Genomic DNA, 21,522 nt, shown 5'->3' with positions numbered 1-21,522 from the left:
ACGATCCCACAGGAGATTGCCGCGAGACGGTTCCTTGGGCCGTGCTTTTTCGCTATTCACGAACCGGGGGATATGAAGGAGGACGGCGATGCCATTCCGGAAACCAATCCACCAGGGCGCGAAAGCCGCGGCCCTGCTGCTGCTCGGCCTGTTCATCTCATCATGTACGGTGGTCGAAAATCCCGGACCGCTTCCCCCGTCACGGCCGCATCAGCCGAGCCATCAATTCTGCACCCGCGAATACGCGCCTGTATGCGGCGAGCGCCATAACAGGCGCCAGACCTTCTCCAACAGTTGCGAGGCGCGCCGCGCCGGCTTCGACATCGTCCGCCGTGGCCAATGCTCTGGTGTACCGAGCTTCCCCGGCACCAACAGGCCCGACAGGCCTCCCCATCGGCCGGATCGTCCCGACAGGCCACACCGCCCGGACAGACCGCAAATGTGTCCCCAGATCTACAAGCCTGTCTGTGCCATGCGGGATGGGCGCAGCCGCACATTCCCCAATAGCTGTCAGGCGGAGAGCGCCGGCTATCGGGTGCGTTCGAACCACGCCTGCTAGATTTCGAGCGATATTCCTGTGTGGAGCGGCGTTCAGCCGCTCCTGCTGCCAGCAGACCCTCTCAGCCGTCAGCGAAAGTGACGGCCAGGATGTTGCTCGCCAGCATCGAACCCATGGGCGGAACCGCCTGGAACGGCAGTGTCTTGGCCGTCATAGACCGGCAGGCATACCGGTTTGCCACGAACCGAATGGCTGCCCGCCACACAATCCGGCACGATCGGACGCATGGCCACGCCGGTTACCAGGAAAGCCGCGGCAGCAGAGAGGCCGAGCGCCACGCCGATATGAAGCAACGACATGGAACGCTTCCTCCCAAAGGTTCTCGTAACGGCAACTTTTATGTGAACGCGGCGGAACCTATCCTTTTCGCGGGATCGGGCAACCGGAACACGCAACATGTGATCGGCCTCGTTGCTCGAAAGGTTAATTTCCACAACCGGCCGTAAACCATGTTTCAGCGACAGAAGCTTTGCAGCCTGAAATTCGATCTCGCCTGCGTGACGCGGACATGGCCAGGGTCACAGGCGATTGCCATCTTCGCGGCGCCGTGCTGACATGTTCTCCTTCAAAAAATCTTTTCCGGAGGACTCCATGCTGCGTTCCATTTTTGCCGGCGCCATTGCGCTGCTTGCTTTCATGCCCGCCGCACGCGCCGACGCCACGGCCGTGCCATCACGACTCGACCAGATCCTTGCGACAGGCGTGCTCAAAGTCGGCTCGACCGGCGACTACAAGCCCTTCACTTTCAAGGACCCGTCGACCGGCGAATTCTCCGGTTTCGATATCGATCAGGCGAACAGCCTCGCCAAGGCGCTCGGCGTGAAACTGGAAATCGTGCCGACCTCGTGGCCAAACCTGATGAAGGACTTCAAGGCCGACAAGTTCGACATGGCGATGGGCGGCGTTTCCGTCACCTTCGACCGGCAGAAGGTCGGCCTCTTCACCGACCCCTACATGCAGGAGGGCAAGACGCCGATCGCGCGCTGCGCCGACAAGGACAAGTTCCAGACCATCGCCGACATCGACAAGCCGGACGTGACCGTGATCGCCAATCCCGGCGGCACCAACGAAAAATTCGATCGCGCGCATTTCACACATGCCAAGATTGTCGTGTTTCCCGACAACACGAAGATCTTCGACGAGGTTGCGGCCGGCCATGCCGACGTCATGATCACCGACGCCTCGGAGACGCGCTACCAGCAAAAGCTGCATGAAGGCGTGCTCTGCTCGGTCCATCCCGACAAGCCGTTCGATTTCGCCGAAAAGGCGTACTGGCTGCAGCGTGACCCCTATTTCAAGGCCTTCGTCGACGAATGGCTGCATCAGTCGATCAAGACCGGAGCCTACCAGGCCATCAACGACAAATGGTTCAAGTAAAGCGCGAAGCATGAGCAGGGCGCGGCCCGTTCAACCGGACCGCGCCCGATCTTTCGCCAGTCCCTGTCTTTCGTCAGCTTTTGGCGATCGGCGCGTTCATCGCCCAGTCGATGCCGAACGGATCGCGCAAGCTACCCCATTTGTCGCCCCAGAACATCGGCTGCAGCGGATTGACCACCTCGCAGCCGGCCTTGACCGCACGATCCCACCACTCGTCGATATTCGCCTCATTGAGGAAGAGTTGCATGGTAAAGCCCTGCGGCTGCTTGAAGGGGTGGCCGTGTTCCGGATAGGCGTCGCCCAGCATGACCGACGAGCCGTTGATGTAGAGATGGACATGCATCGTCCGCCCCTTCTCGTCGGGCGGATAGAAGAACTTCGTCTCCGCCCCGAAAGCCTTGTTGTAGAATTCGGCGGCCTTGAGCGCGCCCTCGACCGAAAGATAGGCGGCAAGCCCGCCGAGCGGCTTCGCCGGAGCTTCTGCGGTTACGGTGGCATCGGTCATGTCGGTTCTCCGTTTTCGTGTTGCGATGCCTCGAGGACGAAGACGGGATGGACGAGCCGACATAGGCGGGCGGAAAATTCTGTTGGCCGCCTGCATCGGCGGAAGTGGTCGGGGATGGCGCGCGCGGCCTGTTTCGCGTAGTCGAGTTCGTCACCTGCTACACAAGAAGGCCGGCCGGGCTTGGAGAAAACGGATCGTCGCATAAAAGAGAGACCCGGCCGCCGCGCTCATGACCTGACCAGCGGCCCGATCGCGCGCACGCTCTTACTGTTCGCCCTGCCGGTGCTCGGCTCGAACGTGCTCCAATCGCTGAACGGCTCGGTCAACGCCGTCTGGGTCGGCCGCTTCCTCGGCGAATCGGCGCTGACAGCGACCTCCAACGCCAACCTCGTGCTTTTCCTGCTGCTCGGCACCGTCTTCGGTATCGGCATGGCGGCGACCATCCTGGTGGCGCAGTCGGTCGGCGCGCGCGACATGCACGAGGCGCGCCGCATCGTCGGCACCAGCGCCAGCTTCTTCTTCGCCGTTTCGGCGGTGTTTGCGATATGCGGCTGGATCTGGGTCGATGCCATCCTGAAACTGCTTGGCACCCCGCCCGATGCACTGCCGCTTGCCCACGCCTATCTGCGCGTCATCTTCGTCGCCGTACCAGCAATGAACCTTCTGACCTTCGTCATGACCATACTGCGCGGCGCCGGCGATTCACGAACGCCCTTCTTCTTCATGGCCCTGGCGGTCGCCCTCGACATCGTACTGAACCCGCTGCTCATACGCGGTATCGGGCCATTCCCCGAACTCGGCATCGCCGGTTCCGCCACTTCGACGCTGATCGGCCAGACGATCAGCGTCGTGGCCATCATCGCGCTCCTCTACGCGCGCCGGCATCCGCTCAGACTCGCCGGCGCCGATCTCGCCTTGCTGCGCCCCGCCCCGAAGCTTTTGCGCATCGTCGTCTTCAAGGGCGTTCCGATGGGCCTGCAGATGATCGTCATTTCGATGGCGGCGCTGATCCTGATGGGCTTCGTCAACGCCTATGGTTCGCGCGTCGCGGCCGCTTACGGCATCGCGGCGCAGCTTTGGACCTACATCCAGATGCCGGCGCTCGCCATCGGCGCGGCGGTCTCCTCGATGGCGGCGCAGAATGTCGGCGCGCGCCGCTGGGACCGCATCGGCCGTATCACCGGCGCCGGCGTCGGCTTCAACCTGCTTCTGACCGGCGTGCTGGTTACGCTGCTGTTCGTGTTTGACCGGCCGGTACTCGGCCTCTTCCTGGTCAACGATAGCGGGGCGATCGATATTGCCGTCCACATCAACAACGTCGTCTCGTGGTCCTTCGTGCTCTTCGGCGTGACGATCGTGCTCTTCGCCACCGTCCGCGCCACCGGCGCGGTGATGCCGCCGCTGATCATTCTCATCGTTTCCGTCCTCTTGATACGTACCGGCTTTGCCTATGCGCTGCGCGGCACGCTCGGGCAGGAAGCGCTGTGGTGGAGCTTTCCGGCGGGCTCCATCGCCTCGCTGCTATTGGCGATCGCCTATTACCGCTTCGGCAACTGGCGCAGCCTGCACATGATGGAAGAGGACCGCCCCGCGACCGGCCTTCCGCCCGACACCGGCCTCGGCGTCCCCCGCCAGCGCGTCTTCGTCGAACCGGAAGGGTAGAGCGAGTGCGGGATGAAGTCAGCTACTGCCCCGGCCGCCCAGTCTTCTTGGAGCGTCGGCGGCTCTCGCGCTCATCCGCCGGGTCCTCATACGAACCACGCCCGATCCTCTCGCGCTTGATAGGCTTTCCGCCGTCAACGGGCTTTTCGGTGCGCCGCACGGTCATCTCGTCCAACGAGTTCTTCCTGAACAATGAGCGTCCGCGCTGATCTTCAGGGATGCCGAAATCGGAACCGTGCGCCTCGCGCGCCGACTGCATCTTGAACAGCGAACGCGAGACGGCACCTGCGGGAATGGCCGTATCGGTGCCCGGCCCCATGTCGTCGAGAGAAGGCTTCGCGAAACCCTTCTTCGCCGGCGTGGCGTGGTCGCCGGCACGGCCCATCTCGTCCAGGGACGGCTTGGCGAATAGCGACGTCTCGTCGACGGTCCGATGCCGCTGGCGGCCCTTGTTGTGCTTGCCCTTCTCGCGCCCGCTCACCGGACTCAGGCGTTCGATCTCTCGCGCCAGCGGGTCGTCGGAAATCTCCAGTTCCGCCTCGCGCAGCCGCTTGATCTCGTCGCGCAGCCTCGCGGCGCGCTCGAAGTCGAGATCGGCCGCCGCGTCGCGCATCTGCTTCTCCAGCGCCTCCAGATGCGCCGTGAGATTGTTGCCGATCAGCGCGCCCTCGTTCTCCGCAAAACCCTTGATGTCGGCGCGCACATGGTCCTTCTCGTAGACGGAATCGAGGATGTCGGCGATGCGCGACTTCACGCTCTCCGGCGTGATGCCATGTTCTTCGTTCCACGCCGCCTGCTTGTCGCGCCTGCGCTGCGTTTCCGCCATCGCCCGCTCCATCGAGCCGGTGATCTGGTCGGCGTAGAGGATGACCTTGCCGTCGACATTGCGCGCCGCGCGGCCGATCGTCTGGACCAGCGAGGTTTCGGAGCGCAGGAAGCCTTCCTTGTCGGCGTCGAGGATCGCCACGAACCCGCATTCGGGAATGTCGAGCCCCTCGCGCAGGAGGTTGATGCCGACCAGCACGTCGAAGGCGCCGAGGCGCAAATCGCGGATGATCTCGATGCGCTCCAGCGTCTCCACATCGGAATGCATGTAGCGCACGCGGATGCCGTTCTCGTGCAGGTACTCGGTCAAATCCTCGGCCATTCGCTTGGTCAGCACGGTGACCAGCGTGCGGTAGCCCTTGCGCGTCGTCTCGCGGATTTCGCCGACGACGTCGTCCACCTGGGTCTTGGCCGGACGCACCTCGACCGGTGGGTCGATCAGTCCGGTCGGGCGGATCACCTGTTCGGCGAAGACGCCGCCCGCTTCTTCCATCTCCCAGCCGCCCGGCGTCGCCGATACCGCGACCGAAAGCGGCCGCATCGCGTCCCACTCCTCGAAACGCAACGGCCGGTTGTCCATGCACGACGGCAGGCGGAAGCCGTATTCGGCCAGCGTCGCCTTGCGGCGGAAGTCGCCGCGATACATGCCGCCGATCTGCGGGATGGTCTGGTGGCTTTCGTCGACGAAGACCAGCGCGTTGTCGGGAATGTATTCGAACAGCGTCGGCGGCGGCTCGCCCGGCGCGCGGCCGGTCAGATAGCGCGAATAGTTCTCGATGCCGGCGCAGGAGCCCGTCGCCTCAAGCATTTCCAGGTCGAAGCGCGTGCGCTGCTCCAACCGCTGCGCTTCCAGCAATCGCCCGGCCCGCTCCAGTTCGGCAAGGCGTTGCTTCAGTTCCTCCTTGATCGACTTGATCGCCTGGTTCAACGTCGGCCGCGGCGTCACGTAGTGCGAGTTGGCGTAGATCTTGACAGATTTCAGGTCACCGGTCTTCTGGCCGGTCAGCGGGTCGAACTCGGTGATGGAGTCGATCTCGTCGCCGAAAAGCGAGATGCGCCACGCCCGGTCCTCCAGGTGCGCCGGGAAGATCTCGATCGTGTCGCCGCGCACGCGGAAGGAGCCGCGCACGAAATTGATGTCCTGCCGTTTGTATTGCTGTGCCACGAGGTCGGCGAGAAGCTGGCGCTGGTCGAGCCGGTCGCCGAGCGACATCTGGAAGGTCATCGCCGTATAGGTCTCGACCGAACCTATACCGTAGATGCACGACACCGAGGCGACGATCACCACGTCGTCGCGCTCGAGCAGCGAGCGTGTCGCCGAGTGGCGCATGCGGTCGATCTGCTCGTTGATGGAGGATTCCTTCTCGATGAAGGTGTCCGTCCGCGGCACATAGGCCTCGGGCTGGTAATAATCGTAGTAGGAGACGAAATACTCGACCGCATTGTCCGGGAAGAAGTTCTTGAACTCGCCGTAAAGCTGCGCGGCGAGCGTCTTGTTCGGCGCCAGGATCAGCGCCGGGCGCTGCGTCGCCTCGATCACCTTGGCCATGGTGAAGGTCTTGCCCGAGCCGGTGACGCCGAGCAGCACCTGTGTGCGGTCGTTGCGGCTGACACCCTCGACGAGGTCGGCGATGGCGGTCGGCTGGTCGCCGGCCGGCTCGTAGTCCGACACCATCTTGATATGGATGCCGCCTTCCGATTTCTCCGGCCGCTCGGGCCGGTGCGGCACCCACAGTTGTCCGTCCTTGTGCAGCGGGTTGCCGCCCTCGATCAGCTTGGACAACGCCGCGACCGTCGCCGTGACGCCCGAATTGGACAGCGCGTCGGCCTCCTCCAGCGTCACGTCGAGCCCGGCAACCGGCATCAGACCGACGGAAGCGCGTTCCTTTGCCGACGCCGCTCCGCCCATGGACGTGCCTCGCCCTGTGCGCGTCGGCGCAGCCGACCGTTCGGGAATGCGCTTGGTGGGTTTCGGCGGCTTGCCGACCTCTCCCCTCGGGGGCGCGAGCGGACGCTCTTCCTCCTCCGCTGCCTTTGAAATCTCCCCGGCCCAATCGGCGATCGAGCCGGATAGCGGTGTGCCTGAAAGCCCGCGCTGCGGTGCCTCCTCGAAGCCGCCTCCAGCGAAACCCCTCTCCAGCGGCTCCGACGCGTCGAGATAGTCGGTCAGCGGGCTGCCGCGCCGACGCGGTTCTTGTCGCTCCGCCTGCTCTGGCGGCGACTTCTTTGCGGGTGTTCTGGCCATCGCCCGAATATGGGCGGAGTCACGCCGGATGAAAAGGCCGCCCACGCATCGCGTGACGGTCGGGCCCATGCTCCTGACAGCAAGTTGTCAGGAGCGGCGGCCTCATCCGTAGCGCAGCTTCAACCCGACAATCGCGAGAATGAAGAAAAGCGTCACCGCGTTCGCCGCGATGACCGGCCAGGACGCGATCAGCACGCCGTAGACGCACCACAGGAACACGCCGCTCGCCAGTGCCGCATTGGTGGCCAGCGATACGCCGGACGCCTGCCGCTCGCGCACGATCTTGAAAAGCTGCGGCAGCCAGCACAGCGTGGTTGTGACGGCCGCAAGCGCGCCGAGCAGTTCGACGGAGAACGACAAGGACGGGACTTTCCGAAAGGGATACCGGCGCGACATATGCGCTGATTTGCGGCCTTTTTGAAGGCCCCCGCCCTGCGACCGTTTGGGCCAGATTGAGAGCCTCACCCCTCACGCACGAGCGTTTCACGAGGGGTGAAGCAGACGTGACATGCGAGGATCAGCCGCCAGCTTCCTGCTGCGTGGTTTCCTGGGCAACCGGCTTTGCGGCGGGCGCTTCCATCGAGGCAAGCTTCTGCGCGCACAGATCGTCCGTGCCGGAGGGCACCTCCTTGACGCCGGCCATCTTCGCCCAGCCACCGTCCTTGATCACGTCGTCGCGTTTCCAGCTATCGGTTTTTTTCAGGGTAGCGAGCTGGGTGGCGGCGTCGGGCGCCTCCATGAATTTGGCGACGCAGACGGTGGCGGCGAGTTCGGCTTGCGCATGGTCGGCCGCGTCCGAAGCCATTTTCGCCGCCGTTCCGCCGGTGGTCCAGCCGCCCCAGGCGAAACCGACGACCATCGTGGCGACGATGCATGCCACGCAGGACCAGAGCCAGACCGCCTTGGATGGCCGGAAGGCCGCCCAGCGCTGCGAAAAACCTGTGCTGTCGTTCATGGTGTTCTCCTCCTCTTGAGTTACCTCACGTGACATTACGTGTTGTTACGTTTCGTAACATAGGGGAGCCGACGCCGAATTGTAACCGTCGTAGGACATTTTCCTGTCGCACCTCTGGAAAACAGCGGCGCCAGGCCTGCACAGGGATATCCGTGGGCGGGGTCTGCAGTGGATCATTGACCCAACTGGCGCGGAACTTATTGATGACTGCCATCTTGCCAGGCGCCGGTATCCGTATTACAAACTGTACGTTCGGGCATTTGCCAACCCGGAGACTGGACGTTATTGACGACCCTTTCCCCGCTACCGTGAATATCTGACAGCCCCGCTCAGGCGGGTGGCAAAGCCGTGCGCGTTGCACGGATGCCAGAAACCACCAACGGGAAGAGGATTTCCCATGGCCCAGACCGGAACTGTAAAATTCTTCAACACGACCAAAGGCTTCGGCTTCATCACGCCGGACGGCGGCGCGAAGGACGTCTTTGTTCATATCTCCGCGCTTCAGGCGTCGGGGCTGCAAAGCCTGGTCGAAGGCCAGAAGGTGACGTTCGACACCGAGCCGGATCGCATGGGCAAGGGCCCGAAGGCGGTCAACCTTCGGGTCGACTGATCCGGCGGAGCGACGTGCGTTTTCCGCTCCTCACAGGGCGCCGCGCATTGCCGTTCCGTCCGATTAAAAAACTTTTCATTGTCCCCTGGACGAAAATAGGGGACAAGTTTGATGTTCGGGCATTTGCCGGCCCGGAGACTGGAATGGCATGGCATGGGCTCTCATGGAAGATGGCCCGGCTGGACCGCGAAACGAGAAGGTTTCGGCAAGATCCCGGCGCGGCCTATCTGTTTCTTCTCCTCCAGTAAAGGACCGACGCGACCTGGCGTCCTACGCCCGGTCGGAAAGCAATCTGATGGGAGAAAAGGAGCTTTCCATGCCGCAATCCGGTACCGTCAAATTTTTTAATCATGCCAAAGGTTTCGGCTTCATCACGCCGGATGACGGCAACAAGGACGTATTCGTCCACATCTCCGCCGTGCAGGCATCGGGCCTGTCGGGGCTGGATGACGGACAGAAGGTGACGTTCGATACCGAGCCGGACCAGCGCGGAAAAGGCCCGAAGGCCGTCAACCTGTCCGTCGGGTAAACAGCACGTTCGTGCGCTCGCAAGAGCGCGCGGCATGAGTGGAAGACATACATTCATCTGCGCGAAATTCTCGCGCGGAGGAGAATTGGTATGCTCACCAAAGCCCATTGACGAAATCTAGTGCGTAAAATTGCATTGGAAGCTCAGAGACGATCGCCTTATGCGTTGGCCGCATTCCGATTTTTTCCAAGACCCGACGAGATGCAATATTTTCTAGATGAGCGAAGCCGATAAAACCTGTCCACCGTTTGGTCGCAGCCAGCCAATCTCGTAATCCACTTGCAATTTCGGTAGCATATCCGTTCCCCCAATATTGAGGCAGCAAAGAATAGCCAATCTCAGGAACGCCTGTTTCGAATAAGGAGTAGCCGGCGCGTCCCACAAACAATCCATCGGTCCTTTTTACCAACCGTTGTTTACCCAAGCCGTACTTGCGGTATTCTTGTGCCCATTTTTGAAGCCGCTTCTCGGCTTTCTGGCTACCATAAAACTGACCTGTAGCGTCGAGGAACCGAACGACTTCATGGGTGCCGTGGAGTTCCATCAGTTCGCTTACGCCTTCATCGCCCCAAGTCTCCAGACGAAGCCTCTTCGTCTCTAGGATCGCAACCATGCCGGTTCTCTAGGATTACACCAGAAACGGATTGGTGCGCCGCTCCACGCCGAAGCGACTGCCCGGCCCGTGGCCGCAGAGAAAGCCGATATCGTCGCCGAGCGGCAGAAGCTTTTCCTTGATCGAGCGCATCAGCGCGGCGTGGTCGCCGCCCGGCAGGTCGGTGCGGCCGACGGAGCCCTGGAAGAGCACGTCGCCGACATGGGCGAATTTCGCCGCTTTGTCGTAGAAGACGACATGACCCGGCGCATGGCCGGGGCAATGCAGCACCTCGAAGGAATGGTCGCCGAAGGAAACAACCTCCCCTTCGGTCAAAAAGCGATCCGGCGCGCAGTTGCGCACCCCGTCGGTGGTGCCGTAGCGCGCCGCCTGCGCTTCCAGCCTGGCCAGCATCGGCGCGTCCGCCTCGTGCGGCCCGATGATGTCGACGCCGAGCGCCTCCTTCAGATCCATCGCGCCGCCGGCATGGTCAATATGGCCATGCGTGATCCAGATCGCCTCGACGACAAGGCCGTTATCTTTGATGAATTTGCGGATGCGATCGACCTCGCCACCCGGATCGACGACGACGCCGTGCTTCGTCTCCGCATCGAACAGGATCGCGCAGTTCTGCTGGAACGGCGTGACGGTGATGATGGCGGCGTTCAACTGACCCATAAATGCAATGACTCCAACGACCCGACTTGTCGTGCGTCCTTCGAGGCTCGCTTCGCTCGCACCTCAGGATGAGGGCAGCTTGTGCCAGGTACGGGACCGCGGCCAAGGTGGTGCCAAGCCTCAACGGTCCTCATGGTGAGGTGCGAGCGAAGCGAGCCTCGAACCACGCACAGCAATCGGGCGGCCCCTCTCCTCGGAGCAGGGCCGCCCGACCGGAAAAGGCCTTGTTACGCCTTGTTCATGGATTTCATGATGGCGCCGACGATTGCCGTTAGCACGCCGCCGCCGACAACACCGCCCACGGCATCGCCCAGCGTCCCGCTCATCGCGCTCGCGGCTGCCGGGTTGCTGAGCAGATTGGTCAGGATCTGACCGCCGGCAACCCCGCCGATCGCACCGCTCAGGATCTTCGGCAGTTGCGTCATGGCCGCGGACTTGACCGCGGCGCCGACCGCCTGGCCGCCGATGATGCCGGTGATGACCTGAACGACAAGTTGCATGATGACACTGTTCATGCGCATTCCCTCCTCGTGAGAGCCGACAAAAAGTGAGTCGGCGCGTCTATGAGACGCCGAATATCGGGAAAGTCAAATGCGGAAAACAAGCAAATAAAACGGGCGGACAGTGTCTTGCCGCCCGCCCGAGCCGTATGAAACCGGCTGAATTCTACTCGGCGGCCGCCGCGTGCTTGGGCTGAACTTCGGCCGAATAGTCGTTCATCAGCGTTTTCGCGATCTCGCCCACCTCGAACCGATACGGCCCGATCTCGGAGACCGGCGTCACCTCCGCCGCCGTGCCCGACAGGAAGCACTGCTCGAAGCCCTCCATCTCTTCCGGCTTGATCGCCCGCTCTACGACCTCGTAGCCCCGTCGCTTCGCCAGGCCGATGATGGTGCGGCGCGTGATGCCGTCGAGGAAGCAGTCCGGCGTCGGCGTATGCAGTACGCCGTCCTTGACGAAGAAGATGTTGGCGCCGGTCGCCTCGGCCACCTGGCCGCGCCAGTCGAGCATCAACGCGTCGGCGTAGCCCTTGTCCTCCGCCGCATGCTTGGAGAGCGTGCAGATCATGTAGAGCCCGGCCGCCTTCGATTTCGACGGCGCCGTCCGCGGATCGGGCCGGCGGTACTGCGCGATATCGAGCCGGATGCCCTTCAGCTTCTGCGCCGGATCGAAATAGCTCGGCCACTGCCAGATGGCGATCGCGCAATTGATGCGGTTGTTCTGCGCCGAAACCCCCATCATCTCGCTGCCGCGCCAGGCGATCGGCCGCACATAGGCATCGAGGAAACCCTGCTTCTTCAGCAGTTCGCGGCAGGCATCCTCGATCTCCGCGACGCTGTAGGGGATCTTGAAGCCGAGGATGCGGGCCGATTCATGCAGCCGCTCCGTATGCTCGTCCAGCTTAAAGATCTCGCCGCCATAGGCGCGCTCGCCCTCGAACACCGCGCTGGCATAGTGAAGCCCGTGGGTGAGCACGTGAATCTTGGCGTCCTTCCACGGCACGAACACGCCGTTCATCCAGATGAAACCGTCCAACTGGTCGAAGGGAACCGAAGAAGCCATGACTACCTCGCTTGGGCAAAGCCCGCTATGATTGAACTCTATACCGCGTGGCGCGTTAATGCCAACCGCGCGTCGCTTGCCGGCCAATGAGCTTTCGATAGGGCATCTCCCGTAGGGGGCATTTCCCAACAGATATTTCGACGGAAGATTAGGGAAAACAGACCGTGAAATACCTTTTCGTTCGCAATCGGCCGAAAAGCTTGGCAAAAATTACCAAAGCCGGGAATATATGTCAACAAAGCTGACATAATTTTTGCCGGATCGCGGCCCATATAGAGGACTGAATGCCCAAAACATCGGCTTCCATCGCCAGAAATTCCCTTCCGGACGAGGATCGGACCGCCCCGGTGCGCACTGTCATGTCCGGCGAAGAAGGCATCGATTTCGCCATTATCGAATTGCTTTTCTTTGCTTATCGGGATTTCACCTCGGATCCAGACCAGATTCTCGCGCAATACGGCTTCGGCCGGGCGCATCACCGTGTCGTCCATTTCGTCAACCGCCGACCTGGCCTAACGGTTGCCGAGCTGCTGGACGTATTGAAGATCACCAAGCAGAGCCTTGCGCGGGTATTGAAGCAATTGATCGACACCGGCCACATCGTCCAGGTACAGGGGCCCAGGGATCGGCGCCAGCGCGAGCTCTACCCGACGGCAAAGGGTCGCGCGCTGTTGCTGGCGCTGGCCGCGCCACAGTCCCGCCGCATCGCAAGAGCACTCGAAGATTCGGATGCTGCCAGCCGCGCGGCGGTCGAGCGTTTCCTCAGGAACATGGTCAATCCGGAATTGCGGGCGCAGATCGGCAAGGCGGCCCCAAGGGGCGCAGGCGACAGCGGCACAGGTAAGGGTGGGGCGGGAGAGAATTGAGGAGAAGGTTGAGATGGTGGATCAAACTGCCATTCCCGGCGATGACGCCCCGCATCTGCTTGTCGTCGACGACGACACGCGCATCCGGACGCTTTTGCGGGAGTTCCTGACCAGCAACGGCTTTCGCGTGACCGTCGCGAACACGGCGGACGAGGCCCGGCGCAAGCTCGAAGGACTTGACTTCGACCTGATCGTGCTCGACGTCATGATGCCCGGCGAAAGCGGTGTCGAACTGACACGATCGCTGCGCGAGGAAAAGGACGTGCCGATCCTGATGCTGACGGCGCTTTCGGAGACGGACAGCCGTATCACCGGCCTCGAAGCCGGCGCCGACGACTATCTGCCGAAGCCCTTCGATCCGCGCGAACTGATCCTGAGGGTCAACAACATCCTGCGCCGCGGCGGCCCTTCTTCCACACCGAAGCTGGAGCAGGTGGTCTTCGGCCCCTACACGTTCCAGATCGCGAGGCGCGAGTTGAAGCGCGGCGGCGAGCCGCTGAAGCTCACCGACCGCGAGCAGGAGATCCTCGCCATCTTCGCCGAGCGCGCCGGCGAAACCATCCCGCGCCATGAACTCGTGTCGGGAGATTCGGAGGTCGGCGAGCGCACGATCGACGTGCAGATCAACCGGCTGCGCCGCAAGATTGAGCGCGATCCGTCCAATCCGGTCTGGCTGCAGACCGTGCGCGGCATTGGCTACCGGCTGAGCGTGGAGTAACCGTCCCGCCGGATTGCCCTAAAACTTGATCGGGTGCGACGCCCGCGCTTGTTCGACGTTCTTGCGTAGCTCCTGCATGAGGAATGCCGCGTAAAGCCGGTTGTCGGCAAGCGAAACCTCAATGCGATCGCCATTTCTATAGACCGCGATTGACGGTCCGCAGTCTGCCCAGACCGCAAGCTCGGGCGTTTGGCCTCCGGTCGGAAAACTGAAACGATAAACCCCCATGGAATCGGTGGCGTGCGTCGAGAAACCGAATGTCGACTGCGGTCCCTCGACTATGGATACGTCGCGCGGGAGGCCCATGGCCGGCACGCCGCAGGGGCCGTCGTCATGTCCCCACCGCCAGATAGGCGACGGATTGACGTCCTTGCGATCGGGATTGCCGTATTTCTTGATCAGCGCCGCTTCGATATCCGCGTCGCTGGTGCCGTGCGCAACGGTGAAGGTCCGCGTAACGCCGAGGACGCGACCTGCCGCCACGGGTGGCATATCGAGAAGCGTCAACGATTCGCTGCGGTCCCCGTTGAAATAGCCGCGCAACGACGTAAGATCCGCATCGGGTTGGCTGCCGATCGGAGTTACCGGATTGGTCAGGACCCAATTGACGGCCATGTTCTTGCGGATGATTGCGTCGGCGTCCTGGAACGTCATGCCGAGCCGGACACCGGCCACATCGGGACCGTAAGGACCTTTCAAGGCCATTTCCGCGGCCGCTTCGACCGTTGCCCGTCGCTTCTCGACAGCGGATGCCGCGTCTGCGCCGGCTTTGGCGACCCGATCGGCTTCGGCTTTGGCCTGCTCCGCCTTCACCTTCGCGGCGTCTTCGGTAGCCTTCGCGCCCGCGCCTGCGATCTGGTTCCAGCGATCCGCCGCCAGCGGAAAGCTGTCGAGCGGCAGTTCGGCAAGCACCGCACCGTCCGGGCCCGCCAAGGCGACAGAATCCAGATGCGCCAAGGCGACCAGATAGCGTTTGTCGGGGCTGTCAACGATCCTTTCCAGCGTGAATTTGATCGTCGAGTGAAAGCTGCCGTAATTACTGCCGCGTTGCTCCAGCTGCTTCATGGCCGTTTCCATCCTGACCGGATCGAGCGGAATCTCCTTGATCTCGAGCACCCGGTCGAGGCCGAGCAACAGGCCTGGAAATTGGGAAGGGAGCATCAAACGCGCGGCGCGGACAAATTCCGACAACTGGCGCAGCGGTTCGGGAACGGGCGTCCCCGGCCCGAATTCCGGCGGATCGCTCTCCATCGGAAAACTATACAGGGCGCGATCCTTGAATGAAGAATCGGCCGAGGCCGCGTTCTTCGGCGAGGTCATGTTAACGCCCATGCCCACCAGGCCGGAGGGCATCATCATGTCGAAGTCGCCCGGAATGCTGCTGTCGCGCGCATAGCAGCAGTCGAACGTCACCATTTGCCGCGCATGATCATAGTGCGGGGCGCCCAATGACTGCTCTCCCCAAAACCGCGTCGGGGCCTTCGCCGCCACCTTGGCGATGGTGTCGCGCATCTTTGGGACAAGCGAGGGCATGATGAATTCAGCGCTGCGGTCCGCGACTTCCGCCGCGCTGAAGACAAACTTATGCTTCATCGCCCCAGATTCAGAGAATCCGGACCGCCGGGCCTTGCGATAGGCTTCCTGGTCGTCTCTGATCTGCCGAAGCGTCATGTCCTCGATAAATTCCTCGTCGATCAGCTTCGGAGCGAAGCGGACCGCAGCAAGCCTGACGAGGGTCGTCGCCGGCATCATGGCTTCGGAAATAGCGCTCGATGATGGCGAGGTCGGCTCGCCGACGTCATGATCCGTCACCGAGGCGCCGTCGTAGTCGGCCATGATCGACCCGTTCACCAAATCCACCGCACGGCCGGAGACGACGCGGCCGTCGAGACCCGTCTCCGAAATGCCGACCTTCGCAACGAGATCGATCCTGAAGGTGAACCCGCTATTGTGGTCGCTGCCTCCCTGTGTCACGCGCAGCCGGGCGTTAAAGTCCGGCACGGCGAGCGGCACATAAAGCGCCTTCAGCTTTCCCAGCGATACGGCCACGCCACCAATCATTTTAACGCTGAGCATGGTGCTGCCGACGCTGCAATGATCGACCGAGACGGGGAAGAATTGCAGGACTGCATTCTCCGGGCTCCAGGCGAGCTTCTGATCCTGGCTTGCGCGCCGCATGAGTGACGGAAGGAGCTTTATTTTCCCGGACGCGCTGTCATAGCCACTCTCAGCGCCGTTCGCGACAATGGACAATTTCAAAGTTCGCGTGCTCGGCCCTCGTGTCGCCTTCGCCAGCACGGCGTCCAGTCGCTGCCTGACGTCCTGGACGAACTGCGGCCGCGTCGCGGGATCCCGCCAGGACTTCTTCGCCGCCTCGCATTCGGCATCCTCGCTATGCAGGTTCCAGCCGTACCAATAGATGGCGAAATCGTCGCTGCGATAGTCGTCGGGACGAAAATCCATCATCATCGCGAGGAGCGTGCGGTAGTCGGCCGCCGGAGCATCCCGGACCGCCCCCCTGCCGCTTTGGGCGCTCGCCGGACCGTCGAATGGCTGCTCCCGCGTATTTTCGCTATCCGCCATGCCCGGAGCCTGCGGCGGTTCCGAAGCCGGCATCGCGCCGGACTGGTCAAAGAGTTCAGCCGTGCGCTGCGTCAGTATGCTTGCGATACAGCCGGGATTCGCACCGCAGGCCGCCCGCCGGGCGAGCCATGCGCGCTGGTCGCGCTTAAGGGCGGCGCGCCCCAGGCCGTCCGCGGTTGTCCACGCGGAAGTATAGGCTTCGGCCAGCTTGCGATCGAGACGCGCCAACTCTGGAGAAGCGCAGATCGCCCTTTCCGTAGGAGGCAATTTCCGTGCACAGGAAAAACTCGGGCCTTCATCCGCATTGGCGGGTTGAGCACTCCGCCCTTCAGCGGGCCGGGGCTTGCTTGTCGCCGGCGTGCGCGGCGCCGCAGGCGGCGGCACGGCTTGCAGCAATTGCTGTCCCGCCTGGCGAAGCAATTCCCCCAGCAGATCGTTCGCCCGCCCCTCCGAAATGGCCGCCAAAACCAACAGCGCGGCGATTGCACACGCCTGCCATCTGCCGGCTACAAAATTTTTCGACATTGCCGCCCCCAACCAGAGGTCGAATAAATCGGGCAAAACTACAGCCCACACCAGCGACCAGCCAGCACTCCGAATGCGGTAGATAACCTCCTTCCAAAGTGCCGGTGCCGTCCGCCACTGCCGGGCATCCGGCCGGAGCCGGTCAGGCGCATCAATAGACGCCAGGCACCAGTCGGTGGCGCACTTTTTGCCGGTATTCGGGGTAGCCGGGCAATTCCCGTTCGAGATAGCGTTCCTCATCCTGCAGGCGCCAGACGAGGACCGCCGCCATGGGGATCACCAGCAGGAGGCCATACCAGGAGCCGAGCGCAAGCGGCATGCCGAGGAACATGAGAAGCGCGCCCGAATACATCGGATGTCGCACAATTCCGTAAGGTCCCGTGGTGACGATCGTCTGGTCCTTCGCCACCTCCACGGTGCCCGATGTATAGCTGTTCGCCCTGAAGACGAAGAAAGTCACGGCGAACCCGGCTACGACCAGCACATCGCCTGCGATCGATACGATGGCCGGAACCGACGACCAGCCGAAGCGATGGTCGAGCGCCGGCACAAGGATGAGCAGGACGATCAGGATACTGGCGAATGTCTGGATTCGTTTTTGACTCTTCAGCTTTTCGTCGACGGGTCCCGCCTTGAGCCTGCGCCCGACAAGCCCCGGATCAGCCTTGAGAAAATAGACTGTCATCAGGATGATGGATGCAGAAAACACGGCGAAGAAAAGCCATCCCTGCCAGTATCTCAGGGACCAGGCCGGCAGAAAGATCAACGCCGCAAGGAAAATCAGGAACTGGGCAATGGCTTCGAACGAGCGCCGGCCGAGAGAATGCGCCATGATCGGGTCCTTTCTTTCCCGTGATATCGGCTCTTCACCGGTTTGACGAGAAACGCCCGTCAACCCAGATAACATTCCGGCCAAATAGGATTTCTGGAACACGGCCCCCTGGAATAGACTGCGGGCGCCCATGGGGCCGATCAGCGCCCCATTCATGCCGGAACGGATATGGCGACCACTGAAGCCGACAGGAAGAGAGCGAAGCAGGAAACGGAAGCGCCGGCCATACCTTCGCGCGCAACCCCGAAAGAGGGCGAGGGCGCCCGAGGGCGCGCCCGCCTTTCGCGCATGTCGCTCGTATGGCGGAAATTCTGGCGCACCGTCTCCTTCTATATGCCGAAACGACTCTACGCGCGCTCGCTCATCATCGTGATCGCGCCGATGATCCTTCTTCAATCCGTGATCACCTTCGTCTTCATGGAGCGTCAGTGGCAGACCGTGACGAACCGCCTGTCCGTCGCCGTCACCCGCGACATCGCCGCGATCATCGACATGATCGAGACCTACCCTCACGACGCGGACTATTCCAACGTCGTGCGCATCGCCCAGGACCGGCTCGGGCTGAAGATCGACATCCTGCCGCCGGATCCCCTGCCCCCGCCCGGCCCCAAGCCGTTCTTCTCCTACCTGGACGAGACGCTGGGCTCCGAGATCACCAAGCAGATCGGCAAGCCGTTCTGGATCGACACCGTCGGCAATTCCAATATCCTTGAAATCCGCGTGCAGCTCGACGGCAAGGTGCTGCGCGTCTTCGCCAAGCGCAGCCAGGCCTACCAGTCGCAGACGCACATCTTCCTGCTCTGGATGGTCGGCACGTCGGTCGTGCTGATGCTGATCGCCATTCCCTTCCTGCGCAACCAGATCAGACCGGTCCTCGACCTGACCGACGCGGCGGAAAGCTTCGGCAAGGGACGGCCGACGCCGCCCAATTTCAAGCCGCGCGGCGCCGAGGAGGTCCGTCGCGCCGGGATCGCCTTCATCCAGATGCGCGAGCGCATCGAGCGCCAGATCGAGCAGCGAACGCAGATGCTGGCCGGCATCAGCCACGATCTACGCACCATCCTCACGCGCTTCCGGCTGCAACTGGCGGTCGCGGGATCCAAATCGTCCGATCTCGACGCGCTGAACAAGGACATCGACGACATGCAGTCGATGCTCGAAGCCTATATGTCCTTCGCGCGCGGCGAGGCGGCGGAGGATACGGGCAGCTTCGACCTCACCGCCTATCTCGAAAAGCTTGCCACCGAAGCGCGCCTGCGCAAACGCAAGCTGACGACGAGGCTCACCGGCGAACCGGAAGTGCTTGTGCGCCCCAACGCCTTCGCCCGGCTTCTTTCCAATCTCGTCAGCAACGCCTTCCGTCATGCGAAGAACATCAAGGTCGCCGCCACCCATACGCGCGGCTTCCTGACCGTGATCATCGACGACGACGGTCCGGGCATCCCGGTGGCGCAACGCGAGGAGGTGTTCAAGCCGTTCGTGCGCCTCGACACGGCCCGCAACCAGGACTCCGGCGGCACCGGGCTCGGCCTCTCCATCGCCCGCGACATCGCCCGCAGCCATGGCGGCGACATCACGCTGGACGACAGCCCCCTCGGCGGCCTGCGTGCAATCGTGCGCGTCCCGGCCTGAAATCTTCGAGCCGTACGAAGCGGGTGTCCACGTCCTCCGACGCCGCGCCATCCGTTCGTCCGGCGCCTCATCGTCGAAATCCACCGACCGCGCCGGCTTCGAAAAGCGCTTCGCGTCGTCCAGCGCACGGACCATAACCACCGCATGCGCGCCGCCCTCCGCCTCCATCACCGCTGCGACATACACGCCGCAGCGGCCGCATACGAGATAGTCCGCCGTTCGCAGGCCGAAGCGATAGCGCCGCACCGTGCTATCGTCCTTTATGTCGATGACTGCCCGCCCATCGGGGTCCGAAACCGCGAGCGCTCCATGTCGGCGGCAGAAATCGCATTGGCACGCGCGGAGCATCGCTTCTTCCGCCGGTATTTTGCTTTCGTAGACGATTCGGATCGCGCCGCAATGACATCCGCCTTCATGCCGCATCGGCAATTCCTTCCCTCGGTTCGGCCACAGGTTGATGGATGGCCACGCCGGCCATCACGAGCAGGACGCCCAGAATGTCGCGCACACCTGGAATCTGGCCGAGCACGACGGCGCCGATCACCGTCGCGCTCGCCGGCAGGAGTGCGAGCATCAGGGCGAAACTCGCTCTCGGCAGCCGCGACATGGCAAGCTGGTCCGAGATATAGGGAATGACGGAGGAGCAGATGCCGACGCCGATGCCGGCAAGCAGCAGGCCCGGCGCCGCGAAGGCGCGCGCCGCCTGGACGAGCCCGACCGGCAGGATGAAGAGGAAGGCGATCGCCATCGCCGCACCGAGGCGTACCACACCTCCCGCTGCCCCCTCCTCCGCAATGCGATGCCCGAGGACGATATAGCAGACGAAGAGCGCGGCATTCAGGAAGGCGAAGAAGAGGCCGACCGGATCGCTTTCCCATTTGACGTCGATAAGCAGGACCACCCCTGCGATCGTCAGCCCGAGCGCTGCCAGGTTGCGGCCGGTGCGCATGCCCCAAAGCGCGATCAGGACCGTCCCCGCGAATTCCATCGCCGCGACGAGGCTCATCGGCAGCCGGTCGAGCGCCAGATAGAAAGCCGTATTCATCGCCGCCAGGCAGAAGCCGAGTGTCACTAGCCTTAACCGTGCTGTCCGACCGGCATCCCGCAGCGTCGCCCATGGTCGCGTGACGGGCGCAAAGAGAAACGCCGCGGCGGCGATCCGGAACCACGCCACTCCCAGCACCCCCACCGCAGGAAACAGGAGGACGGCGAAGGAAGGGCCGAGATAGTGGAAGATTGCGCTCACGCCGAACCATGCCGGCGCGGGCACGGCCTGCCCGATCCTGTCGAAACTCGATAGCGAAATCGCCTTCCGGGATCCCATATCCGGATCATGAAAGGCATGATGCGCCTTTCATATAGATATGGATCGGCTTATGGTCGGTTTATAACGCTATTTTATAGGCCAGATCGATGAAATGGCTTCGATTCGAAGATAAAGATCTCGACAGGATAGATGCAAAACTTCTTGCTGCTCTGGTGGAAGACGCCCGCATCAGTGTCGCCGAGCTCGCCCGCCGCGTCCGCCTTTCCCCGCCGAGCGTGTCGGAGCGGCTGCGCCGTCTGGAAGAGGCCGGTGTGATCGAAGGCTATACGGTCCGGGTCAATCCCGCCGCACTCGGCCTGCCTATAGCCGCATGGCTGCGTGTCCGCCCGGTCCCCGGCGAAATGAAGCGCGTGGCCGGAATACTGCAAGGCTTGCCCGAGATCGTGGAATGCGATCGCGTCACCGGCGAGGATTGCTTCATCGCCCGCGTCCATGTGAAGTCGATGAGCCACCTTGAAGAGGTGATCGACGCCGTCATCCCCTACGCCATGACCAACACGTCGATCGTGCAGTCTTCACCGGTCGCGAAGCGCCTGCCGGCGGGGTTTGGCAGTCAGCCGGTTTCCTGACCGTCAGAAAAGCCGGCCACCGTTTGGCACCGGCCGCTCGACGGCGACGAGGACGACATCGCCATCGCCGTCCGGAAAACCGAGAGTGAGCACTTCGGACATGAACTTGCCGATCTGGCGGGGCGGGAAATTGACAACCGCCGCCACCTGCCGGCCGACCAGTGTTTCGGGCGTATAGTATTTCGTCACCTGCGCCGACGACTTCTTTTCGCCGATCTGAGGGCCGAAATCGATGCGGAGCTTGATCGCCGGCTTGCGTGCCTCCGGATAGGGTGTCGCCTCGACGATCGTACCGACCCGGATGTCGACCTTGTCGAAATCCACGAAGCCGATCTCCGGCTTGCGTTCCTGCTGCACGGCCATTCCCCGC

22 protein-coding genes and 1 pseudogene are annotated in these 21,522 nt (G+C 62.7%); 9 read left to right on the top strand and 14 right to left on the bottom strand.

Annotation, left to right across the window (positions count from 1 at the left end; translation table 11 throughout):
* The first annotated feature begins 88 nt into the window (after window positions 1-88).
* Window positions 89-559, top strand: a complete 471-nt coding sequence (locus RBH77_RS11415) for a Kazal-type serine protease inhibitor domain-containing protein (protein WP_311032288.1) — start codon at window positions 89-91, stop codon at window positions 557-559.
* A gap of 68 nt (window positions 560-627) precedes the next feature.
* Here the strand turns inward: RBH77_RS11415 and RBH77_RS11410 are convergent, their stop codons facing one another.
* On the bottom strand, window positions 628-858 hold the full coding sequence (locus tag RBH77_RS11410) for a hypothetical protein (RefSeq protein WP_311032287.1): 231 nt from the start codon (window positions 856-858) through the stop codon (window positions 628-630).
* Window positions 859-1,150: 292 nt separating this feature from the next.
* On the opposite strand from RBH77_RS11410, the gene RBH77_RS11405 reads away from it, so the two are divergent.
* The gene (locus tag RBH77_RS11405) at window positions 1,151-1,936 is read left to right on the top strand and encodes a transporter substrate-binding domain-containing protein (RefSeq protein ID WP_311032286.1); all 786 of its coding nucleotides are present in this window, start codon (window positions 1,151-1,153) and stop codon (window positions 1,934-1,936) included.
* Between the two features lie 73 nt (window positions 1,937-2,009).
* On the opposite strand, the gene RBH77_RS11400 is transcribed toward RBH77_RS11405, so the two are convergent.
* Entirely contained in the window at window positions 2,010-2,441 is a 432-nt protein-coding gene (locus RBH77_RS11400; protein WP_311032285.1) for a VOC family protein, read from the bottom strand.
* 180 nt (window positions 2,442-2,621) lie between these two features.
* Here RBH77_RS11400 and RBH77_RS11395 point away from each other — a divergent pair, with 180 nt between their 5' ends.
* Entirely contained in the window at window positions 2,622-4,103 is a 1,482-nt protein-coding gene (locus tag RBH77_RS11395) for an MATE family efflux transporter (protein WP_311032284.1), read from the top strand.
* A gap of 22 nt (window positions 4,104-4,125) precedes the next feature.
* Here RBH77_RS11395 and uvrB read toward each other — a convergent pair whose 3' ends face one another.
* From uvrB to RBH77_RS11380, 3 genes are all read right to left on the bottom strand, one after another.
* On the bottom strand, window positions 4,126-7,173 hold the full coding sequence (gene uvrB / locus RBH77_RS11390; protein ID WP_311032283.1) for an excinuclease ABC subunit UvrB: 3,048 nt from the start codon (window positions 7,171-7,173) through the stop codon (window positions 4,126-4,128).
* A 102-nt stretch (window positions 7,174-7,275) separates the two neighbouring features.
* Entirely contained in the window at window positions 7,276-7,533 is a 258-nt protein-coding gene (locus RBH77_RS11385; protein ID WP_311032282.1) for a SemiSWEET family sugar transporter, read from the bottom strand.
* Between the two features lie 157 nt (window positions 7,534-7,690).
* Entirely contained in the window at window positions 7,691-8,128 is a 438-nt protein-coding gene (locus RBH77_RS11380; RefSeq protein WP_311032281.1) for a hypothetical protein, read from the bottom strand.
* Between the two features lie 397 nt (window positions 8,129-8,525).
* Here RBH77_RS11380 and RBH77_RS11375 point away from each other — a divergent pair, with 397 nt between their 5' ends.
* Window positions 8,526-8,738: a cold-shock protein gene (locus RBH77_RS11375; RefSeq protein WP_311032280.1), complete on the top strand. Its 213-nt coding sequence runs from the start codon at window positions 8,526-8,528 to the stop codon at window positions 8,736-8,738.
* A gap of 316 nt (window positions 8,739-9,054) precedes the next feature.
* Entirely contained in the window at window positions 9,055-9,267 is a 213-nt protein-coding gene (locus RBH77_RS11370) for a cold-shock protein (RefSeq protein WP_311032512.1), read from the top strand.
* A gap of 94 nt (window positions 9,268-9,361) precedes the next feature.
* Here RBH77_RS11370 and RBH77_RS11365 read toward each other — a convergent pair whose 3' ends face one another.
* The 4 genes from RBH77_RS11365 to RBH77_RS11350 all read right to left on the bottom strand — a co-directional run bounded on the left by RBH77_RS11365 (window position 9,362) and on the right by RBH77_RS11350 (window position 12,100).
* Entirely contained in the window at window positions 9,362-9,880 is a 519-nt protein-coding gene (locus tag RBH77_RS11365; RefSeq protein WP_311032279.1) for a GNAT family N-acetyltransferase, read from the bottom strand.
* Window positions 9,881-9,895: 15 nt separating this feature from the next.
* Entirely contained in the window at window positions 9,896-10,537 is a 642-nt protein-coding gene (locus RBH77_RS11360; protein WP_311032278.1) for an MBL fold metallo-hydrolase, read from the bottom strand.
* A 227-nt stretch (window positions 10,538-10,764) separates the two neighbouring features.
* Window positions 10,765-11,058 (bottom strand): hypothetical protein, encoded by a 294-nt coding sequence (locus RBH77_RS11355; RefSeq protein ID WP_311032277.1) that lies wholly within the window; start codon window positions 11,056-11,058, stop codon window positions 10,765-10,767.
* 145 nt (window positions 11,059-11,203) lie between these two features.
* Window positions 11,204-12,100 (bottom strand): branched-chain amino acid aminotransferase, encoded by an 897-nt coding sequence (locus RBH77_RS11350; protein ID WP_311032276.1) that lies wholly within the window; start codon window positions 12,098-12,100, stop codon window positions 11,204-11,206.
* Between the two features lie 284 nt (window positions 12,101-12,384).
* Between RBH77_RS11350 and RBH77_RS11345 the strand changes: the two genes are divergently transcribed.
* Both RBH77_RS11345 and RBH77_RS11340 read left to right on the top strand, forming a co-directional pair.
* Window positions 12,385-12,966 carry a MarR family winged helix-turn-helix transcriptional regulator gene (locus RBH77_RS11345; RefSeq protein WP_371832861.1) on the top strand — a complete coding sequence of 194 codons (582 nt, stop codon included), beginning with the start codon at window positions 12,385-12,387 and terminating at the stop codon, window positions 12,964-12,966.
* Between the two features lie 13 nt (window positions 12,967-12,979).
* Window positions 12,980-13,684, top strand: coding sequence for a response regulator (locus RBH77_RS11340; protein WP_311032274.1), 705 nt, complete (start codon window positions 12,980-12,982; stop codon window positions 13,682-13,684).
* 18 nt (window positions 13,685-13,702) lie between these two features.
* On the opposite strand, the gene RBH77_RS11335 is transcribed toward RBH77_RS11340, so the two are convergent.
* The gene (locus tag RBH77_RS11335; protein WP_311032273.1) at window positions 13,703-16,495 is read right to left on the bottom strand and encodes a lysozyme inhibitor LprI family protein; all 2,793 of its coding nucleotides are present in this window, start codon (window positions 16,493-16,495) and stop codon (window positions 13,703-13,705) included.
* Between the two features lie 448 nt (window positions 16,496-16,943).
* Window positions 16,944-17,624 carry a methyltransferase family protein gene (locus RBH77_RS11330; RefSeq protein ID WP_311032272.1) on the bottom strand — a complete coding sequence of 227 codons (681 nt, stop codon included), beginning with the start codon at window positions 17,622-17,624 and terminating at the stop codon, window positions 16,944-16,946.
* A gap of 288 nt (window positions 17,625-17,912) precedes the next feature.
* Here RBH77_RS11330 and RBH77_RS11325 point away from each other — a divergent pair, with 288 nt between their 5' ends.
* A complete protein-coding gene (locus RBH77_RS11325) occupies window positions 17,913-19,256 on the top strand; it encodes an ATP-binding protein (RefSeq protein ID WP_311032510.1) in 1,344 nt (447 codons plus the stop codon).
* Between the two features lie 159 nt (window positions 19,257-19,415).
* On the opposite strand, the pseudogene RBH77_RS24070 reads toward RBH77_RS11325, so the two are convergent.
* Window positions 19,416-19,679: pseudogene (locus RBH77_RS24070) on the bottom strand (GFA family protein); the annotation flags it as partial.
* On the bottom strand, window positions 19,669-20,580 hold the full coding sequence (locus RBH77_RS11320) for an EamA family transporter (protein ID WP_311032271.1): 912 nt from the start codon (window positions 20,578-20,580) through the stop codon (window positions 19,669-19,671). The gene RBH77_RS11320 and the pseudogene RBH77_RS24070, both read right to left, overlap by 11 nt.
* An 89-nt stretch (window positions 20,581-20,669) precedes the next feature.
* On the opposite strand from RBH77_RS11320, the gene RBH77_RS11315 reads away from it, so the two are divergent.
* A complete protein-coding gene (locus RBH77_RS11315) occupies window positions 20,670-21,152 on the top strand; it encodes an Lrp/AsnC family transcriptional regulator (protein ID WP_311032270.1) in 483 nt (160 codons plus the stop codon).
* 3 nt (window positions 21,153-21,155) lie between these two features.
* Here the strand turns inward: RBH77_RS11315 and RBH77_RS11310 are convergent, their stop codons facing one another.
* Entirely contained in the window at window positions 21,156-21,515 is a 360-nt protein-coding gene (locus RBH77_RS11310) for a tRNA-binding protein (protein ID WP_311032269.1), read from the bottom strand.
* Window positions 21,516-21,522 lie beyond the last annotated feature (7 nt).

The sequence above is a fragment of the Mesorhizobium koreense genome (assembly GCF_031656215.1).
Taxonomy (GTDB): domain Bacteria; phylum Pseudomonadota; class Alphaproteobacteria; order Rhizobiales; family Rhizobiaceae; genus Mesorhizobium_L; species Mesorhizobium_L koreense.
The sequence above is the reverse complement of the archived record's forward strand: the minus strand, read 5'-3'. Positions and strand labels throughout refer to the sequence as shown.

Excerpts from the sequence above, each read along its gene's own strand:
- RBH77_RS11405 (WP_311032286.1), top strand. The coding sequence starts at position 1,151 with ATGCTGCGTTCCATTTTTGCCGGCGCCATTGCGCTGCTTGCTTTCATG.
- RBH77_RS11360 (WP_311032278.1), bottom strand. The coding sequence starts at position 10,537 with ATGGGTCAGTTGAACGCCGCCATCATCACCGTCACGCCGTTCCAGCAG.
- RBH77_RS11400 (WP_311032285.1), bottom strand. The coding sequence starts at position 2,441 with ATGACCGATGCCACCGTAACCGCAGAAGCTCCGGCGAAGCCGCTCGGC.
- RBH77_RS11320 (WP_311032271.1), bottom strand. The coding sequence starts at position 20,580 with ATGGGATCCCGGAAGGCGATTTCGCTATCGAGTTTCGACAGGATCGGG.
- RBH77_RS11310 (WP_311032269.1), bottom strand. The coding sequence starts at position 21,515 with ATGGCCGTGCAGCAGGAACGCAAGCCGGAGATCGGCTTCGTGGATTTC.
- RBH77_RS11375 (WP_311032280.1), top strand. The coding sequence starts at position 8,526 with ATGGCCCAGACCGGAACTGTAAAATTCTTCAACACGACCAAAGGCTTC.
- RBH77_RS11410 (WP_311032287.1), bottom strand. The coding sequence starts at position 858 with ATGTCGTTGCTTCATATCGGCGTGGCGCTCGGCCTCTCTGCTGCCGCG.
- RBH77_RS11345 (WP_371832861.1), top strand. The coding sequence starts at position 12,385 with ATGCCCAAAACATCGGCTTCCATCGCCAGAAATTCCCTTCCGGACGAG.
- RBH77_RS11330 (WP_311032272.1), bottom strand. The coding sequence starts at position 17,624 with ATGGCGCATTCTCTCGGCCGGCGCTCGTTCGAAGCCATTGCCCAGTTC.
- uvrB (WP_311032283.1), bottom strand. The coding sequence starts at position 7,173 with ATGGCCAGAACACCCGCAAAGAAGTCGCCGCCAGAGCAGGCGGAGCGA.
- RBH77_RS11325 (WP_311032510.1), top strand. The coding sequence starts at position 17,913 with ATGTCGCTCGTATGGCGGAAATTCTGGCGCACCGTCTCCTTCTATATG.
- RBH77_RS11380 (WP_311032281.1), bottom strand. The coding sequence starts at position 8,128 with ATGAACGACAGCACAGGTTTTTCGCAGCGCTGGGCGGCCTTCCGGCCA.
- RBH77_RS11350 (WP_311032276.1), bottom strand. The coding sequence starts at position 12,100 with ATGGCTTCTTCGGTTCCCTTCGACCAGTTGGACGGTTTCATCTGGATG.
- RBH77_RS11370 (WP_311032512.1), top strand. The coding sequence starts at position 9,055 with ATGCCGCAATCCGGTACCGTCAAATTTTTTAATCATGCCAAAGGTTTC.
- RBH77_RS11415 (WP_311032288.1), top strand. The coding sequence starts at position 89 with ATGCCATTCCGGAAACCAATCCACCAGGGCGCGAAAGCCGCGGCCCTG.
- RBH77_RS11365 (WP_311032279.1), bottom strand. The coding sequence starts at position 9,880 with ATGGTTGCGATCCTAGAGACGAAGAGGCTTCGTCTGGAGACTTGGGGC.
- RBH77_RS11355 (WP_311032277.1), bottom strand. The coding sequence starts at position 11,058 with ATGCGCATGAACAGTGTCATCATGCAACTTGTCGTTCAGGTCATCACC.
- RBH77_RS11340 (WP_311032274.1), top strand. The coding sequence starts at position 12,980 with ATGGTGGATCAAACTGCCATTCCCGGCGATGACGCCCCGCATCTGCTT.
- RBH77_RS11315 (WP_311032270.1), top strand. The coding sequence starts at position 20,670 with ATGAAATGGCTTCGATTCGAAGATAAAGATCTCGACAGGATAGATGCA.